Origin of the sequence: Mucilaginibacter sp. (genome assembly GCF_041660805.1) — a bacterium.
Taxonomy (GTDB): domain Bacteria; phylum Bacteroidota; class Bacteroidia; order Sphingobacteriales; family Sphingobacteriaceae; genus Mucilaginibacter.
Map to the genome: position 1 here is coordinate 94,949 of NZ_JBAZVP010000008.1, position 19,180 is coordinate 114,128.

The following is a 19,180-nucleotide window of genomic DNA, read 5'->3' on the forward strand; positions in this document are numbered from 1 at the left end:
CAGGATATAAGAAACAAGAGTCAGGAGTTCAGGAAAGATAAAATCACGTAAAATTAGTTGTCAAATGATAAAGAATTATTTCAAGATCGCCTTAAGGGGATTTCGTAAACATAAGTTGTTTACTATTATCAATGTAGTGGGCCTTTCAATAGGCATTAGCGCATCATTAGCTATTTTTCTTATTGTAAAATATGATTTCTCGTTTGATAACTTTCATAAAGACAGTAACCGGATATACCGCGTAGTAACAGATTATTCTTTCTCCGGCGAGCCGGTGCATAACAACGGGGTTACCCTGGCCTTGCCTGATGCTGCTAAAACCGATGCCAGCGGTATTGATATTGTTGCCCCTTATTACTTGTATGGAGAAACTACCGTTGCTGTACCTAACGGCAGTAAAACAGCTGCTAAGTTCAAAAAAATAGGTCTGACCTTTGCCGATGAAAATTTATTTAAAATATTCAACTACACATGGCTGGTAGGTTCAGCTAAAACCTCACTAAAAGATCCCGGCCAGGTAGTGCTATCTTCCAAACAGGCTAAAATTTATTTCCCTTCACTTAGTTACGATCAAATGATAGGTAAGGAAATAATTTATGATGATTCGGTTAAAACAACAGTGAGCGGTATAATAGCGCCATTTACAGAGAACTCCGACTTTGCATTTCATGACATTGTTTCTTATATAAGCGGCCGCAGCCAAAGTTATTTAAAGCCGTACTTTCAGTCGGATAATTGGACAAATACCAGTTCATCCTCCCAGCTTTTTTTAAAACTGGCTGCCAAAACATCACCTTCTCAATTAGAGAAACAATTGAACGCGATGCTTAAAAAGCATAACCCGCCAACTGCTAACAATAAAGGCAGTACACAGGATTTCAAACTGCAGCCAATGAGCGATATCCATTTTGACCAGGTTTACGGCGGACTGGACGGTATGCGCACGGCTAACAAAACAACGCTGTATGGCTTGTTAGGTATCGCCGCGTTTCTTTTAATACTCGGCTGTATCAATTTTATCAATTTAACAACTGCCCAGGCTTCGCAAAGGGCTAAAGAGATTGGTATCCGTAAAACTATGGGCGGCAGCCGGACTGAATTGATCATGCAGTTTTTGAGCGAAACATTTTTAATAACCTTGTTAGCGGTGATAATTTCAGTAGGTGCATGCCCAATAATACTTAAGCTGTTTGCTGATTTTATTCCGCCGGGTGTACGCGAAACCTATACTTTTCAGCCTGCATTATTAGGCTTTTTATTACTGCTTACCGTTGCAGAGAGTATTTTATCGGGCTTTTATCCGGCAGTTGTACTGTCTTCTTATCAGCCGGTGCAAGTATTAAAGGGGCAATCTGTTAACAGTGGCGGTACTACACGTGGTGCATGGCTGCGAAAATCGCTTACGGTAACGCAATTTGTAATAGCGCAATTTTTTATAATGGCTACCATATTAGTGAGCAAGCAAATATATTATGCTACACACAAGGATCTGGGCTTTAAAAAGGATGCCATTGTTTTTATAAACACCCCGTGGAAGGGTATTAACACCAACCGTAAGCAGGTTTTTATGGATAAGGTAAAAGCTATCCCTCAAATTGCAATGATTAGTGTAGGAGGAGCGCCGCCATCGTCAAGTAATACAAACTCTACACAGGCCACGTACATGAATGGTAAAACCGAAATAAAAACAGATGTACAACAAAAGTTTGCTGATGAAAATTATATTAAAGTTTACCAGCTTAAACTTTTGGCCGGGCGCAATATTACAATGGCCGATACATCAACCGGTTTAGTGGTAAACACCACCTATACAAAAGTATTAGGGTTTAAAACACCGGGCGAGGCCGTAGGAAAAGTAGTAAAGTATAATGGTAATGATAAAAATATGCAAATTGTAGGTGTTGTGGCCGATTTTAATCAGAAATCGTTACATGCGCCTGTAAAACCTTTGGTTATTGTTGCGCCTACAAAATACAATAGCCGTACTTTTCACTTAGCCCTTAGGCCGCAAACAGCAGGCGGGGAGGAGTGGAAGACCGGTTTAAGCAGCCTTGAAAAAGCATGGAAAGAAGTATACCCCGAAGATGATTATGAATATACCTTTTTTGATGAAAGCATTGCCAAGTTTTACACTACCGAGCAAAACACGTCAAAGTTGTTAACCTGGGCTACCGGCTTATCTATATTCATAAGCTGCCTTGGCTTGTTAGGATTGGCTATTTACACCACTACGCAACGCACCAAAGAGATTGGTGTCCGCAAGGTGCTGGGTGCATCTGTAGCGCAGATAGTTACCCTGCTTTCAACAGAACTTATCTTGTTAATTATACTGGCATTTGTACTGGTAACGCCAATAGCTTATTATGCTATGAACACCTGGATGCAAAACTTTGCCGACCGTACTACCATTAACTGGTGGATTTTTGCCCTGAGTGGTGCCGGTATGCTCACGGCTGCATTGTTTACGTTAAGCTTCCAAACGGTTAAAGCCGCTGTAGCTAACCCGGTGATGAGTTTAAGGAGCGAGTGATCAAGTTATAAATGTCACCATCGCGAATTAAGATTAATTATTCATTTTTAAAAATATGCCCAATGTTTAAGAACTATTTCAAACTTGCTTACAGGAATATAACAAAAGATAAAGCCTATTCCATTATAAATATAACGGGTTTGGCTATAGGCCTGGCATCAAGTATCCTGATCTTGCTTTGGGTACAAAATGAGTTAAGTTACGACAAGTTCCATAAAAATGCCGGCCAGATCTATCGTATAACCAGTAGTATCGGTGATTTTAAAGCATCAATTACCCCGGCAGGTATGTCCGCCGGGTTGAAGGCAGAAATGCCGGTCATCAAAAATGCCGTTCGTTTAAGCTCAATCAAAACTGCCCTGCTTGAAGCAGGCAGCAAAAAATTTGAAGAAAAACGAGTATTTTATGCCGACCCAAGTTTCATGGATGTGTTTTCTTTTTTCCTTGTGCAGGGCAATCCGGCCACGGCATTAAAAAATGTGGATGGCGTTTTAATAACGCGGGAAATGGCAACAAAATACTTTGGGAACCAAAACCCCATTGGTAAGTTCTTAAGAAAAGATAATAGTGAAAATGTAGTAGTAACAGGAGTTTTTGCTGATATCCCAGCTAACTCACAGCTTCAGTTCGACTTTATCCTGCCAATGGCCTCCTTAGCCAGAACGGATAACGGCCTGCAAAAAAATTCATGGGATGACTTCAGTTACTACAGCTACGTTCAATTAGACAAGGGTTTTGACCCTTCTGCTGCGAACTTATTAGGGTTGGAAAAGCAGGTCAATCAGATATTTCATAAGCATAATCCCGAAATGACGGCCGCATTTCAATTGCAGCCTTTAACAAAAATCCATCTGGCACCTGAAAGATTGGGGGATTTGCCGGGACATGGGAATGCGCAATACGTAAACATCTTTTTTATAATCGCTATTTTGATAATTGTAGTAGCCTGTATCAATTTTATGAACCTGGCTACTGCACGTTCAGCCCGCAGGGCTAAAGAAATTGGCTTACGCAAAGTGGCAGGCGCTGTTCGCGGGCAATTGATCATCCAGTTTTTAAGCGAATCAGTATTTATTTCTTTTCTGTCTTTGTTATTTGCACTCGGGATCGTCTTTTTCTTTCTGCCCGTATTCAACGAACTCGCCGACAAAAAACTTACCATTGATTTGTCGGATGCAAAATTTTGGATAAGTCTTTTAGGTATCGCTTTGTTAACCGGTCTTATCTCCGGCAGCTATCCGGCCTTGTTCCTTTCTGGTTTTAACCCGGTTAAGGTTCTCAAAGGGAATGTAAAATCAATGGGTGGTAATTTACTGTTTCGTAACGGTTTGGTCGTAATCCAATTCATGGTTTCTATTGTATTGCTGGTAGGTACAGTGGTCATCTACAATCAGCTTAAGTTTATCAAAGACAGGAATCCCGGCTTCGAGAAGGCTAATCTCTTGTATATGCCAATAACAGGTGATATCTGGAATAATCAGCAAGCCTTGAAAGACGGGCTAAAACAAAATTCGCTTACCAGAGATTTTACGATCACTTCTGACCTTCCTACTAATCTTGCCAATGCTACCGGCGCAGATTGGAATGGCAAAGACCCACGCTTAAATATAGCCATACCATGCATGGCCGTTAATGAGGATTTTACCCATGTATTTAGGATGAAATTATTGGCAGGCCGAAGCTTTTCAGGGTCTGCTATAGCAGATTCCACTAATTACATGGTTAATGAAAAAATGCTAAATGTAATGGGTTTAAATGCTACTACAGCAATCGGTAAATCACTAATAGTACAGGGTGTTAAAGGTAATATCATTGGTGTTGTAAAGAACTTTAATTTTAAACCGATACAACAGGCCATAGAGCCGTTAGTGATGAGGTTTAATAAACTTGGTGGTTTTGTAGTGGTAAGAACATTACCCGGCAAAACCGGCGCTACAATAAAGGCTCTGGGAAAAATAAGTCAGGAACTCAACCCCGCCTACCCGTTTAGTTATGATTTCCTTGATCAGGATCTGGCTAATCTATATAAAGGAGAACAACAGATGGGCAACATTTTTAATCTGTTTGCCATACTGGGTATATTTATTTCCAGCCTGGGCTTATATGGCTTGTCGGCTTTTATGGCCGAGCAGCGCACCAAAGAGATTGGTGTACGTAAAGTATTAGGTGCATCCGTATTAAACCTCGTCTATTTATTATCCTCCGGCATCACCAGGTTAATACTGATCGCTATAGTAATAGCTGTACCACTTTCCTGGTATGCGGTTAACAGCTGGCTTGCCGGTTTTGCCTATCATATCAATGTGAGCTGGGTAGTATTTTTTACGGCCTCATTAGCCGCATTAAGCATTGCCTGGCTTACGGTTAGTTATGAATCAGTAAAAGCAGCAATTGTTAACCCTATAAAGAGTTTGAGGAGCGAATAATGCCACGCGCGTCCTTCAACAGGTTCAGGATGACCCGGCGCTTTTGTGTCATGGTGAGCTTGTCGAACCATTAGTAGGCTCGTGCCGTTGTTTAGTTAAGAGATGTTAAAAATTATAATTTAACACCCATAGTGCTGATATTGTAGTGCCAACAACTACTAATCACCGGTTATGATAAAAAACTACTTCAAGATAGCTTTTCGTAATTTAATAAGTCGCAAATTTTACACAGCCATAAATGTTTTTGGCCTTTCATTGGGCATTGGCTGCAGTATCATTTTATTCCAGTTTATAACCTACCATCTAAGTTTTGATACTTATCATCATAACGCAAAACAGCTGTACAAGGTAGTAACCGAATTACGTGTTGGTGACGGCAGTGTTATTTATGATCAGGGTAATTCAATAGCGCTGGCTAATAGTGTAAGGGCCAAGGTTCCGCAGGCAAAAGATGTTGCTATATTATTTAAGATCCGTAAAATTACTGTGGGCATTCCTCAAAAAGAAAGCCCGGTAAATAAACTCTTTGCTGAGAACGGTAATATAGCCCTTACAGACGCGCACTTCTTTAACCTGTTTGATTATGAATGGGAGCAGGGCGATAAATCTACAGCACTTAAAGCTCCTAATACAATTGTTTTAAGCCATAGTATAGCTCAAAAATATTTTGGCAGTCAGGATGTTATCGGCAAATTTATATCTGTCGATAGTAAAAACACCTTCAAAATAACGGGGATCGTAAAAGACCATGCTGCCAATACTGATATTAAAACCGATATATTTTTATCGCTGTCATCTTTAAAAAGCGTTTATCCCGAAACCGCTGAACCAATGGTAAACAACTGGGGCTGGATAGATTCAAAGAATAGCATATATGTATCCCTTGCCAATGGTACGTCAACCAAAACCATTGAAGCCATGATCAAAAAAATGGACAAGCAGGATCTGGGTGATACGAAATCGGCTTATACTTTTGTATTGCAGCCGCTAAAAGAAGTGCATTTTGATGGCCGGTATGGTGGTGTTATCCAACGATCGTTATTATTAACTTTAGGTATAATCGGGTTTTTGCTGTTAGTGATAGCCTGTGTTAATTTTATTAATATGGCCACAGCCCAAAGTTTTAAAAGAGCAAAGGAAATTGGTACACGAAAAGTTTTAGGCAGCTCACCATCTGCCATATTTATTCAGTTTATTACCGAAACTGCTTGTATAGTTTTATTTGCCGCATTATTGGCTGTTGTTTGGGTAATTATATTTTTACCCATATTAAACACCTGGCTGCAAACCGAACTTCATTTTAATTTTCTTCGGGATTATCAGCTGTCGCTTTTCTTAATGGCGGTGCTTGTTATCATCACTTTGGCGGCCGGTTCGTACCCTGCTATTATTTTAAGCAGGTTTAAACCCGTAAATGCTTTAAAGAACCAGGTGAACGATAGCGCCCGGTCGACAGGCTTCGCGCGTAAAGGGTTGATAGTTTTTCAAAATGTGATTGCACAGGTACTTATCATCGGCGCTATCCTGATCACCATGCAGGTAAAATTCTTAAAATCTGCCGGTTTAGGTTTTAACAAGGATGCTGTGGTGGTAATGCCGGTACCTGATAATGCTAAAAACAAAACCGACTTTCTGCGCAACCAGTTACTGGCACATCCTGATATTAAAAATGTAACCTATTGCGACAGGCCCGCGGCATCAACATTTAATGATGGTGGTTCGGTAAAATACGACAAACGTAATTGGGAAAATTTCACAGGCTACACAATAATGGGCGATGCCAGCTTTGCACAAACATTTGGGTTAAAAATTATTGCCGGCCGCAACATAGCTGAAAGTGATACCGCCAGCGAATACCTGGTTAATGAAATGATGGTGAAGAGATTAGGCGTAAAAGATCCGCAACAGATAATTGGCCATCAATTTGTTGCGGGTGGCATCACCAATAACCCGGGTATTATTGTAGGGGTGATAAAAGACTTTCATGCCCAGTCTTTATACACTGCTATTTTGCCGGAGTCTATCTGCGCATATCGTAAAAGCTACCGGTTTATGGCAGTAAAAATAAGCGGCAATAATGCCTCGGCATCTATCGAGCGTATTAAAAATAATTGGCAGTCGGTATATCCCGAGAGTGTTTTTGAATACCGTTTTCAGGATGAGCAGATCAATGATTTTTATCAGAAGGAAGATCTATTGAACAAACTGATCCGCTCAAGCGCTTTAATAGCCATATTTATAAGTTGTTTAGGCTTGTTGGGGTTAATTTCACTATTAACCCTTCAGCGTACAAAAGAGATCGGGATCCGCAAGGTACTGGGGGCATCGGTTACCAGCATCACCTCACTGTTAACTGTCGACTTTTTAAAATTGATTGTATTGGCGGTTATTATCGCATCGCCTATAGCCTGGCTCATGATGAGCAAATATCTGCAAAACTTTGCCTACCGTATTGATATACACTGGTGGGTGTTTGCAATATCCGCCCTTTCTGCATTGCTTATCACTTTTGTAACCGTAAGTTATCAATCTATAAAAGCCGCCATTGCCAACCCGGTAAAAAGTTTGAGGAGTGAGTAAAGATCTGCCAATCCAATGATGAATTAATTCAATTTGGAGCTGATTATTTTTTCTTGTCGAAATATTTGTAGATAAATAGTTTTAATCGAAATACGGTAAAGAAAATCAGTGGAAATTAGAGATATTTAGAGATTTTAAGAGGTGTTTTGGGCTAAAACCGTACCTTTATGCATGAATTTTTCATCGAAGCTGCTGGAGGATGCCGTTGCCGAATTTGCTAAATTACCAGGGGTAGGACAAAAAACTGCTTTGCGATTAGTACTGCATTTGCTTAACCGCGATAAGGAAGAAGTGCATAAGTTTAGCAGTGCAATAAGCAAGCTGCGTAACGAGATACAGTTCTGCCAAACCTGCCATAATATAGCAGACCAATCGGTTTGCCAGATCTGTTCATCACCTAAACGAGACCATAGCCTGATATGCGTTGTAGAAGATACACGCGACGTTATGGCTATTGAAAACACCAATCAATTCAATGGTGTTTATCATGTTTTAGGTGGATTGATATCGCCTATGGATGGCATTGGCCCCGCCGATCTGGAAGTGGATACACTTGTCGAAAGGTTAAAAAATAACACAGTAAGCGAAATAATTTTTGCCTTAAGCGCAACAATGGAAGGGGATACCACTATCTTCTATTTGCACAAACGTTTAAAACAATTTAATATAAATATCTCTACAATAGCACGTGGCATAGCTTTTGGTGGTGAATTAGAGTACGTAGACGAGATTACTTTAGGACGATCTATAGTAACCCGTGTACCGTATGAAAATTCATTATCCTGATCCCATGAAGATATCTATCGTTATAGTTAATAAGAGTTTGTGCTCTTTATTGAAGCAATGTTTAATTACTTTAATTAGAGCGTGCAGAGATATTGACTATGAGGTGATTGTGATAGATGATGCTTCTACAGACAGATCGGTTTACATGCTCCAGAATGAATTTCCGGATATAAAGCTTATCCAAAACGCAAATTCCGTGGGTATTGCCAAAGCCCGTAATCAGGGTATTGAACAAGCAACCGGAGAGTATGTTTTACTAGTCAGTGCGGATACAATTTGCAGCAAAAAAACTTTAGAGAATCTTGTTGAATTTATGGATAAACATACCGATGCCGGTGGTGTAGGTGTGCGGATGCTAAATTCCCGCGGCAACTTTCTTACCGAATCAAGAATCGGTTTTAACAAAGCCTGGGCTATAGTTTTGAAGCTTACAGGCCTGGCAAAGTATTTCCCAAAATCGCGCCTTTACAAGGCCGATACAGGTGCCTGGATAGAAGAAGAGGAATTTGACATTACCGAGGTTGATGTAATAAACGGTGCCTTTATGTTATTACGCAGATCGGTATTGAACGAGGTTGGTTTACTGGATGAAAGGTTTACCACATTTGGCCATGATGTTGATCTTTCGTTTAGGATAAGGCTGGCTGGGTATAAAAATTACTACTATCCCAAAACGTTTATATTAAATTTTGGCATGCAGCTAAAACCCAAATTTAGCTGGGACTACATTAAGCATTTTTATGGTGCTATGATTATATTCGCAGCGAAATATCTGTTCCACATGCCTGAAATTAAACTACCGGGCATCCCGCGGATATTCGCCGCGAAATATGAAGTTGAAAGATAAGACAGTCATTATAACAGGTGCATCATCAGGTATAGGAAAAGCCATGGCCGAAGAGTTTGCTGCACGTGGTGCTAACCTCATATTAGGTGCCAGGCAGTATGTTACTTTATGTGAAGTAGCCCAGGAGCTTGAAAAACAATACAATATAAGAGCCATTGCGGTACAATGTGATGTATCTGTAGAAGAAGATTGTGCCCATTTAATTAAACAAGCCATAACAACTTTTGGTAAAATAGATGTACTGGTAAACAATGCCGGTATCTCCATGCGCGCCCTTTTTAAGGATGTTGATCTTAAAGTTCTTAAATCATTAATGGATGTAAACTTTTGGGGTACTGTTTATTGTACCAAATATGCCTTGCCCGAGATTATTAAAACCAAGGGCAGTATTGTTGGCGTATCATCAATTGCCGGCTATAAAGGCCTGCCCGGTCGTGCAGGTTATTCAGCATCAAAATATGCTATGAATGGCTTTATGGATGCTTTGCGCATAGAGAATTTAAAAACCGGGGTTCATGTAATGGTGGCTTGCCCGGGCTTTACCTCATCAAATATCCGCAACACCGCGCTTGATAAGAACGGCAGCCAGCAAGGTGAAAGCACGCTTGAAGAAGATAAAATGATGACATCTGAAGAGGTGGCCATGCTGATAGTAAATGGCGTTGAGAACCGTAAACGTACCCTTATCATGACCTTCCAGGGAAAGCTGACTGTTTTTTTGAGCAAGTTTTTACCTGCCTTTTTAGATAAGCAGGTTTATAATGTGTTTGCTAAAGAAAAGAACGCATTGCTTAAATAAGAATTCGCAGTTGATCTAGCTACGTTCAACGATTTAATTAATCAACCGGCTCAAACTCACTTATCTTACTCATATCTAAAACAATCCTCCCTTCATCATCCCGCCCAAACATAGGGATGAATTTAGCACCCCAAACCATATCATGGTATTGGTAGGAGGTACGTGAGTGTACGGTTTGCGAAAACGTATCGTCAAAAGCTTTAAGTAATATCGAAAAGGAGGCCTGTGTCTTCTCCAGTTCATCGGGAGTTATTTCGGCCAATGGACTATTCTCATCTAATGGGTGAACAATTGTCCAGTTGAGGGTAAGGATGCTAACTTCTTTACGTTCCAATTCCAGTTGAAAAAACTTCCTTACAGGTTTATCACCTACCATCTCGTTGTAAGAAAATATCACTTCAACAACCAGGTCTATAAGTACATTTCTGCGTAAGTTAGATATCCTGAACATCAACCCCTTCCCATTTTCCCGGTAGGGGCTAACCAACATTTGATCACTATAAACAATTTTTGCTGATGGTTTTGAAAAACGACCGTAAAGCAAACCTGTAGCCAACGCAAAGGCCAGTAAACCCATCATTGATTCAATTGCAGCAACACTGTTTGCAATAACTCCATTTGGGGTTATGTGCCCGTAACCTACTGTAGATATGGTTTGTGCCGAAAAGAAAAACGCATCGAGGTAACGCCCTATACCGTTATGGCTGGCACCACCATCCAGGCTATCAGGCCCTATTGACACATAAATTGCGGCAAAAACCAGGTTAGTAACTAAATACCCGCTTAAAATTATCACCCAGAACCTGCCCCAACTCATCTTTATCAACGTGTGATAATTGTCGGCTGTATTAAATAGCGAGAGGCCTTTTCGCCTTACGTTTACCGAGCCATCCTTATTCAGGAGCGGCTGGCTTTTAATAACTGGTTGCGGGCCAAAGCCAAGATCGTTCTCCGGATTGATAGTTTGCTTACGTATTGCCATGGACTTTTTTAGTGATTTGGCGAATTAGTGATTTATTGATTTTTGAATAAACGAACAGATTTTGCCCCAATCACAAATTCGCTAAACCATTAACGCACTAAATGCATTCGTAAAAATATCATTCTGCTTGCTTTTAGTGAAAAGTATTTCCATATTTGCCTTAACAAAATGAAAACATTAAACAACAATTGGTGGTGGCTTAACGAAAATTCGTAAGGCAGCCTCATTTTTTGTTTTTAAGCTATACAGAAGGGTTGCCACATGGTAACCCTTTTTTTATGCCCAAATTATGAAACAGATATTAAATCACCTTTTTGAACATAAGACCTTTACCCGCGAGCAATCAAAAGAAATTTTGAAGAACATTGCTTTGGGTAAATATAACAACTCGCAAATGGCAGCGTTTATGACTGCTTATTGTATGCGTAGTATTACCGTTAATGAACTGGAGGGTTTCCGTGATGCCATGCTGGAGCTTTGCCTGCCCATTGACTTGCAAACAGGAGAATTGATAGACCTTTGCGGTACTGGTGGCGATGGTAAGGATACCTTTAACATATCAACCCTTGCATCATTTGTAGTTGCCGGGGCAGGGTATAAGGTGGCCAAGCATGGTAACTATGGCGTTTCGTCAGGCTGTGGGTCATCAAACGTAATGGAACATTTGGGTTATGTGTTTACCAATAATGAGAATGCATTAAGGCGAAACATTGATAAAGCGAATATCTGTTTCTTGCATGCGCCGCTTTTTCACCCGGCTATGAAAACAGTAGCGCCTATCCGACGCGAATTGGGCGTAAAAACATTCTTTAATATGCTTGGCCCGCTGGTTAACCCGGCAAAGCCTCAAAACCAACTGGTTGGGGTGTTTAACCTTGAACTGGCAAGGGTATATGCTTACCTGTATCAAAAATCGGGGATAAAATATACAATCTTAAATGCACTGGACGGTTATGATGAAATTTCGCTTACCTGCGATTTTAAAACATTTTCTGCCGAAGGCGAAAAGATAAACAGCATTGAAGCCCTGGGCTTTACCAAACTGAATGAAGACGAGATCACCGGCGGACATACGGTGAGTGACTCGGCAGAAATATTCATGAAAGTTTTAAATGATGAGGCCACCATAGCGCAAAGCAGCGTAGTGTTAAGCAATGCCGCTTTAGCCATCAAAACCATCAACCCGGATAAAAACTTTGCCGATTGCTATTACGAGGCCGAAGAAGCGTTAGTAAGCAAAAAAGCGTTGAACAGTTTTAAAACCCTGATTGCCAATTAATATGAAAATTAAGGTTTGCGGTTTAAAGTACACTGATAATATTAAAGCTGTGGAAGCTTTAAAGCCCGACTACATGGGCTTTATCTTTTATGAACAATCGCCAAGGTTTGTTAGTGAGCTTAATGAGAACTTTTTAGATTACATACCTGCAGATATTATTAAAACCGGTGTTTTTGTTGATGAACATGCCGACGCTATAAGTAAGCTGATATACAAATACAAACTGGATGCGATACAATTGCACGGTTCAGAAGATGCGGAGTTTTGTGACCTTTTTAAGCACGAAGTACAAGTTATAAAAGCCTTTGGTGTAGATGAGAACTTTGATTTTTCGCAACTTAAGGCCTATGAGAACATAGTCAGCTTTTTCCTGTTCGATACCAAAACGGCGGTACATGGCGGATCAGGCAAGACTTTTGATTGGAATATTATGAGGAAATATGATCTGAGTGTGCCGTTCTTTTTGTCGGGCGGATTGAGTTTGGAAAATATAGAAGAGATAAAAAAGATAGATCATCCTATGTTATATGGGGTTGATCTGAACAGCCGGTTCGAGGTTTCGCCCGGGATGAAAGATATAAATAAGCTAATACAAGCATTTAATACTATTAAAAACATTTAACAGCAATGAAGTACGGAGTTAATGAACAAGGATATTACGGAGATTTTGGCGGAGCGTACATACCTGAAATGCTGTATCCAAATATTGAAGAGCTAAGGAAGGAATACCTTAAAATTATAGATGACGAAAGCTTTAAGGCTGAGTTTAACCAACTGCTGCGCGATTATGTGGGCAGGCCTTCGCCATTGTATCATGCCAAAAGATACTCTGAAAAATACGGTGCCAATATCTTCTTTAAGCGCGAAGACCTTAATCATACAGGTTCGCACAAAATCAACAATGCTATCGGGCAGATCCTCTTAGCACAGCGATTAGGCAAAAAACGCATAATTGCCGAAACCGGTGCCGGTCAGCATGGTGTGGCTACAGCTACTGTTTGTGCCTTAAAAGGGATTGAGTGCGTAGTTTATATGGGCGAGATTGATATGGAGCGCCAGGCACCAAACGTGGCCCGCATGAAAATGCTGGGCGCAACGGTAGTACCGGCAACATCAGGCAGTAAAACACTTAAGGATGCTACCAATGAGGCCTTGCGCGACTGGATAGGCAACCCGGTTGATACACATTACATAATAGGTTCTGTAGTAGGCCCATATCCGTATCCTGATATGGTTGCTAAATTCCAGTCTATCATATCAGCAGAAACCAGAAAACAACTTTTAGAGCAAACTGGTAACGAATTGCCACAATATGTGATGGCCTGTGTTGGCGGCGGCAGTAATGCTATGGGTATGTTCTATCATTTTTTAGATGACGAGGATGTAAAACTAATAGCCGTTGAAGCAGCCGGTAAGGGAGTTGATAGCGGCCACTCCGCAGCTACCACTTTTTTAGGGCGTGAGGGCATATTGCATGGCAGCCGAACCATACTTATGCAAAGCGACGATGGGCAGGTTATAGAGCCTTATTCTATCTCTGCCGGGCTTGATTATCCTGGCATAGGTCCGCAGCATGCACATTTGTTTAAAATAAACCGGGCCACGTATGTGAGTATTACAGATGATGAATCATTACAGGCAGGTTTACTTTGTTCGCAAATGGAAGGCATTATTCCGGCGATTGAAACGGCCCATGCTTTAGCCTATTTAGAGAAAATGACCTTCAAAAAGGATGATAATGTGGTAATATGTATTTCGGGAAGAGGCGATAAGGACCTGGCTACTTACATTAACCATTTTGGATTTTAATTTTCAATAGCAGAGATAAGTGATTAGTCATTAGCTTTATGCTGCAATATGTTAACTAATCGCTTATCTCAAACTGCTGCCTCCAACTGTATCATTACCGTACACAAGGTGTTACACTTACGAACATAGCGATACAATTACACAATTATTAAATTATTGATTATCAGTAATTTAATTTATTGGTATAGGATTTAATCATAGTTTAGGCTAATGCCATAATTATGTTTAAAAACTACTTCAAAATTGCCTGGAGGAATATAGTTCGCCATAAGGGCTATTCTATAATTAATATATCGGGGTTAAGCGTAGGTATTGCAGCTTGCCTGCTCATATTTGTTGTATTGCAATTCGAGTTAAGTTTTAATACCAATTTCACCGGTTACAAAAACATCTATCATTTAATTACCGAACAAAAGCAGGATGGTGGTGTAAGTTATAACCCGGGTACATCCCCGCCCGCTGTTGATGCTTTAAGAAATGATTTTCCGCAGATAAAATTTGCTGCCTTAAACTCAAGCTATGGCAGCCAGTTAACGGTACCCGGCAATTCATCCAATAACGCAGCGGACGATAAAAAATTCACCGAAAGCGTAGGTGTATTCTTTATGGAGCCCCAGTTTTTCGATATTTTTAATACTAACTGGTTGGCCGGCAACAAAAATGTACTGGCTCAGCCAAATATGGTTGTTATTGATAAAAGTACAGCCGCAAAATATTTTGGCGATTGGAAAGATGCAGTAGGTAAAGTCCTTAAAATGGATAATATATTAACCTTAAAAGTTGCAGGGGTTATTGAGGATGCACCTGATAACAGCGATTTCCCATTAAAAGTGCTGGTGTCATATATCACCTGGAAACAGAACTCCAAAGATTATAACTACAATAACGACTGGAACACCATAAGCAGTAACAACCAGGTATTTGTGCTATTGCCGCAAAATATAACTGCAGAGAGCATAAATAAGCAGTTAGTTCCATTTACAAAAAAATATGTTGAAAAGGATACCCGCAAAACTACCCGGATACATGAATTACAGCCTTTAAGCGACTTGCATTTTGATACCCGTGTAGGCAATACTCTCGGCGATCACCTAACCAGCAAGAGCACATTACGCACATTATCATTTATTGCGGTACTTATTATCGTAATGGCATCCATCAACTTCATTAACTTGTCAACAGCGCAGTCTGTGGGCAGGTCAAAAGAGGTTGGTATCCGTAAAGTGTTAGGCAGCAGCAGGCAACAATTAGTAATACAGGTTATTGGCGAAACCACCCTCATCGTTATTTTTTCGGTTTTCCTTGCCATAGTAATAGCTAAGTTAGCTTTGCCTTTATTAAAGAACATAGCCAGCGTGCCAGATAATATTGGTTTATTTAACACAGGCAGTGTTTTGTTCATCATAATTACCATGGTAGTGGTAATATTGTTATCGGGCATTTATCCGGCAATGGTTGTATCGGGCTTTAAACCGGTACTGGCTATTAAAAATAAAATTACAGCAGCTTCCATCGGTGGTATACCATTACGCCGGGCATTGGTTGTCGCACAGTTTGCTATAGCACAATTACTCATCATAGGTACACTTGTAGCTGTAAATCAAATGAACTTTGTAAACGAAGCTGATCTCGGCTTTAACAAAAGTGCCGTATTAATACTGCCGGGGTATACCGATAGTATCAGCCTAAACAAATTAGACGCTTTTAAACAGCAATTACTTCAAAAACCGGGTGTAAAATCGGTGAGCTTTTCATCAGATCCGCCATCGTCAGATAATAACTGGGCACAGAATTTTTATTTTAACCACTCAGATAAAGACCCTACATACCCTACCTTTTTAAAATATGGCGATGCCGATTACTTTAAAACCTACGGGATGAAGTTTGCAGCCGGCCGTGGTTACGATCATAGCGATACTACCCGCCAGGCAGTGGTAAATGAAACCTTTATTCATAAGTTGGGGATCCAAAAAGCCGAAGATGCTATTGGTAAAGATGTAAAATTAGGATCGGGCCAGTGGGTACCTATAACCGGAGTAGTAAAAGATTTTAAAACAAATTCATTACGTGATGCCGTTAAGCCAATTGTAATAACCGCCCGCAAAAAGTTTGAATCGCAGGCGGCTGTTAAAATAGAAACCAAAAATTTGAAAAATACCGTTGCTGAGATTCAAAGCCTGTGGGAAAATACTTACCCGGAATACGCATACAATGGTTATTTCCTGGATGAGAACATTGCTAAATTCTACAAACAAGAGAACCAGCTGGCATTGGTTTATAAGATCTTTGCTATTATCGCCATATTTATTTCGTGCCTTGGCCTTTATGGCTTAGTATCATTCATGGCAGTACAGCGCACCAAAGAGGTAGGCGTGCGAAAGGTATTAGGCGCATCAGTATTCAGCATTGTTTTTTTATTCTCAAAAGAGTTTATGATACTGATAGCCATATCATTTGTAATAGCCATGCCTGCCGCCTGGTACATGATGACGGAATGGTTGCAGAACTTCGCTTACCGTATCCCGCTAACGGGTGGTGTTTTTATATTGGCCATCGTAGCATCTACAGGCATAGCATGGATAACAGTAGGATACAAAGCCGTTAAGGCTGCCTTGGTTAACCCGGTAAGAAGTTTAAGAAGCGAGTAATAAATCAATATTTAAATTATACTAAAACCTATAATAAACCTATATGCTAAAAAATTATATAAAGACTGCCTGGCGCAGCATACAGCGTAATAAAAGTTACACTATTATAAATGTTATTGGTTTAGCTATAGGTATTGCGGCTTGTCTGCTTATATTTTTAGTAATTAATTTTGAAACCAGCTTTGATAATTACCATACTAAAAAGAACCACATATACCGTTTGCTTAGTAAACGTACATCGTCCGAAGGTATAAAGATCAGGGCTGGTGTGCCATTCCCGGTAGCAGAAGGTTTACGTGTTGACTATCCCCAATTGCCGTTTGTAGCATCCGCCTTAAATGATGAAAATCAGCAAATAAGTGTTAACGACAATACAGGGCAGGTAAAAAGATTTAAAGAGAAGGACCTGTATTTTACAGAACCTCAGTTCTTCAATATTTTTGATTTTGCCTGGCTGGCCGGTGACAAAAAGAATGCTTTAACCGAACCCAACACTGTTGTGATCACCCGGCAAATTGCCGAAAGATACTTTGGCACCTGGGATAACGCAATGGGGAAAACAATTAAGTATAACAATAAGATTGACCTTAAGGTAACAGGTGTTTTAGAAAACCTTCCTTTAAATACCGATCTGCCGGTTAATATCGCTATATCTTTCAACACAATTAAAGGTACCGACTACGGGAATAACCTTCAAGACTGGCAAAGCACTTTTGGTTCTCACTCTTGCTTTATTGTGCTGCCTGATAACATCAGCGAAGCAAAATTCACCAATGATTTAGTCGCTTTTGTGAAAAAGCATAAACCTAATCAGGCCAAACAAGAGGCCTTTTTATTACAGCCTTTAACCGAAATGCATTATGATACACGCGCGGGGCTTTTTAGCGGGCAGGTATTTAGTAAAGACCTGATAAAGGCGTTTAGCCTTATTGGTTTGTTTTTGTTAATTATTGCCTGTGTTAACTTTATTAACCTGGCTACAGCACAGGCTGTAAACCGGTCAAAAGAAGTTGGTATACGCAAAGTACTTGGAAGCAGGCGTAAACAGCTTATCCTCCAATTTATAAGCGAAACCTTTATTATTACTTTGTTTGCCATAACACTGGCAATTATAATTAGCGAAGCCGCACTGCCGGGTTTAAACAATTTGCTTGAGATAAAACTTAGCGCTGGCTTTATTACATCGCCCGATATAATGCTGTTTTTAGCCAGTGTACTCGTTGGTGTTACCCTGCTGGCGGGGATGTATCCTGCAATTGTACTCTCGGGCTTTAATCCTATAGCTGCTTTAAAAAACAAAATAAGCACAGGTAAAGCCAATGGAATTACTTTAAGGCGCAGTTTGGTTGTATTACAATTTGGCATTGCGCAGGTGCTGGTTATTGGCACCATAGTAATTATAAGCCAGGTAGATCATTTTAAAAATTCGGCATTGGGGTTTGATAAAGATGCTGTAATAACGGTGACTTTACCCGGAGACAGTTTAAGCAGGTTAAACATGAAATCTCTACAGAGAGGTATCATGCAACAAGCAGGCGTAAAGGACTTTAGTTACAGTTTTACCAGTCCATCAGACAATACCAATTGGGGTACGCCAATAAGATATAATAATGCTACTGAGGAAACAGACTTTAAGGTAAACTTAAAATGGTCTGATAACGAATATTTTAAATTATATAATATAAAGTTTATTGCTGGTGGCCCTTACATAAAAAGTGATACAGTAAGGGGATATGTAGTTAACGAAACCCTTTTGAAAAACCTTGGTGTTACCGACCCCAAAGAGGCTATTGGTAAAACCATTAACATATGGGAGGACAAGAACCTGACCCAGAAAATTGTTGGTGTGGTGAAAGACTTTAATGTTAGCTCTCTTCGGGAACAGATCCCACCTGTTGTAATGGCTTCATGGACGGGTCAGTATAGCATTGCTAATATAAAGCTAAAGCCATCAAATGTTAAATCGACCCTGGCTACCATAGAAAAACTTTGGACCGCCACCTTTCCTGATAATGTTTACGAATACAAATTTTTGGATGACAAGATTGCCAACTTCTACAAAAAAGAAAGTCAGCTATCACAGCTGTATAAAATATTTGCTGGCATAGCCATTTTTATATCATGCCTGGGCTTATATGGTATGGTGTCATTTATGGCTGTTCAGCGCACTAAGGAAGTAGGCATTCGTAAAACATTAGGCGCATCTGTAGCAAATATCGTTTATCTGTTCTCAAAAGAATTTACGCTGCTTATTGTAATTGCGTTTGTAATTGCAGCGCCCATTGCGTGGTATTTTATAAATCAATGGTTGCAAGCCTATACCTACCGCATTAAGCCCGGTGCTGGTATATTTATTTTAACCATATCCATATCCATAATAATTGCCTGGATAACTGTAGGATATAAAGCTATTAAAGCGGCTTTGGTTAACCCTGTTAGAAGTTTAAGAAGCGAGTAATAAATCAAAAAATATACTAAACCCTATAATAGTTAA

The 19,180-nt window shown here is 40.1% G+C and carries 12 protein-coding genes; 11 read left to right on the plus strand and 1 reads right to left on the minus strand.

Translation table 11 applies throughout. The features are described from left to right. The first annotated feature begins 64 nt into the window (after positions 1 to 64). From WC743_RS12805 to WC743_RS12830, 6 genes are all read left to right on the plus strand, one after another. Positions 65 to 2,530: an ABC transporter permease gene (locus WC743_RS12805; RefSeq protein WP_373012401.1), complete on the plus strand. Its 2,466-nt coding sequence runs from the start codon at positions 65 to 67 to the stop codon at positions 2,528 to 2,530. Positions 2,531 to 2,592: 62 nt separating this feature from the next. Continuing rightward, on the plus strand, positions 2,593 to 4,956 hold the full coding sequence (locus WC743_RS12810; RefSeq protein WP_373012402.1) for an ABC transporter permease: 2,364 nt from the start codon (positions 2,593 to 2,595) through the stop codon (positions 4,954 to 4,956). Positions 4,957 to 5,127: 171 nt separating this feature from the next. Further along, positions 5,128 to 7,536 (plus strand): ABC transporter permease, encoded by a 2,409-nt coding sequence (locus WC743_RS12815; RefSeq protein ID WP_373012403.1) that lies wholly within the window; start codon positions 5,128 to 5,130, stop codon positions 7,534 to 7,536. A gap of 171 nt (positions 7,537 to 7,707) precedes the next feature. Continuing rightward, complete coding sequence (gene recR / locus WC743_RS12820; protein ID WP_373012404.1) at positions 7,708 to 8,322, plus strand: recombination mediator RecR; 615 nt, start codon at positions 7,708 to 7,710, stop codon at positions 8,320 to 8,322. Beyond that, positions 8,303 to 9,169: a glycosyltransferase family 2 protein gene (locus WC743_RS12825; protein WP_373012405.1), complete on the plus strand. Its 867-nt coding sequence runs from the start codon at positions 8,303 to 8,305 to the stop codon at positions 9,167 to 9,169. The genes recR and WC743_RS12825 overlap by 20 nt, the downstream gene beginning before the upstream one ends. Beyond that, complete coding sequence (locus tag WC743_RS12830) at positions 9,153 to 9,968, plus strand: SDR family oxidoreductase (RefSeq protein WP_373012406.1); 816 nt, start codon at positions 9,153 to 9,155, stop codon at positions 9,966 to 9,968. Before WC743_RS12825 ends, WC743_RS12830 begins: the two co-directional genes overlap by 17 nt. Before the next feature lie 37 nt (positions 9,969 to 10,005). On the opposite strand, the gene WC743_RS12835 is transcribed toward WC743_RS12830, so the two are convergent. After that, a complete protein-coding gene (locus WC743_RS12835; RefSeq protein WP_373012407.1) occupies positions 10,006 to 10,950 on the minus strand; it encodes an ion channel in 945 nt (314 codons plus the stop codon). 289 nt (positions 10,951 to 11,239) lie between these two features. Here WC743_RS12835 and trpD point away from each other — a divergent pair, with 289 nt between their 5' ends. The 5 genes from trpD (at position 11,240) to WC743_RS12860 (ending at position 19,144) form a co-directional block, all read left to right on the plus strand. Beyond that, on the plus strand, positions 11,240 to 12,229 hold the full coding sequence (gene trpD / locus WC743_RS12840) for an anthranilate phosphoribosyltransferase (protein WP_373012408.1): 990 nt from the start codon (positions 11,240 to 11,242) through the stop codon (positions 12,227 to 12,229). Position 12,230: 1 nt separating this feature from the next. Beyond that, the gene (locus WC743_RS12845; RefSeq protein ID WP_373012409.1) at positions 12,231 to 12,851 is read left to right on the plus strand and encodes a phosphoribosylanthranilate isomerase; all 621 of its coding nucleotides are present in this window, start codon (positions 12,231 to 12,233) and stop codon (positions 12,849 to 12,851) included. A 5-nt stretch (positions 12,852 to 12,856) separates the two neighbouring features. Next, complete coding sequence (gene trpB / locus WC743_RS12850; RefSeq protein ID WP_373012410.1) at positions 12,857 to 14,038, plus strand: tryptophan synthase subunit beta; 1,182 nt, start codon at positions 12,857 to 12,859, stop codon at positions 14,036 to 14,038. Between the two features lie 221 nt (positions 14,039 to 14,259). Then, positions 14,260 to 16,686 carry an ABC transporter permease gene (locus WC743_RS12855; RefSeq protein WP_373012411.1) on the plus strand — a complete coding sequence of 809 codons (2,427 nt, stop codon included), beginning with the start codon at positions 14,260 to 14,262 and terminating at the stop codon, positions 16,684 to 16,686. A 43-nt stretch (positions 16,687 to 16,729) separates the two neighbouring features. After that, positions 16,730 to 19,144, plus strand: coding sequence for an ABC transporter permease (locus tag WC743_RS12860; protein WP_373012412.1), 2,415 nt, complete (start codon positions 16,730 to 16,732; stop codon positions 19,142 to 19,144). Positions 19,145 to 19,180: the final 36 nt, after the last annotated feature.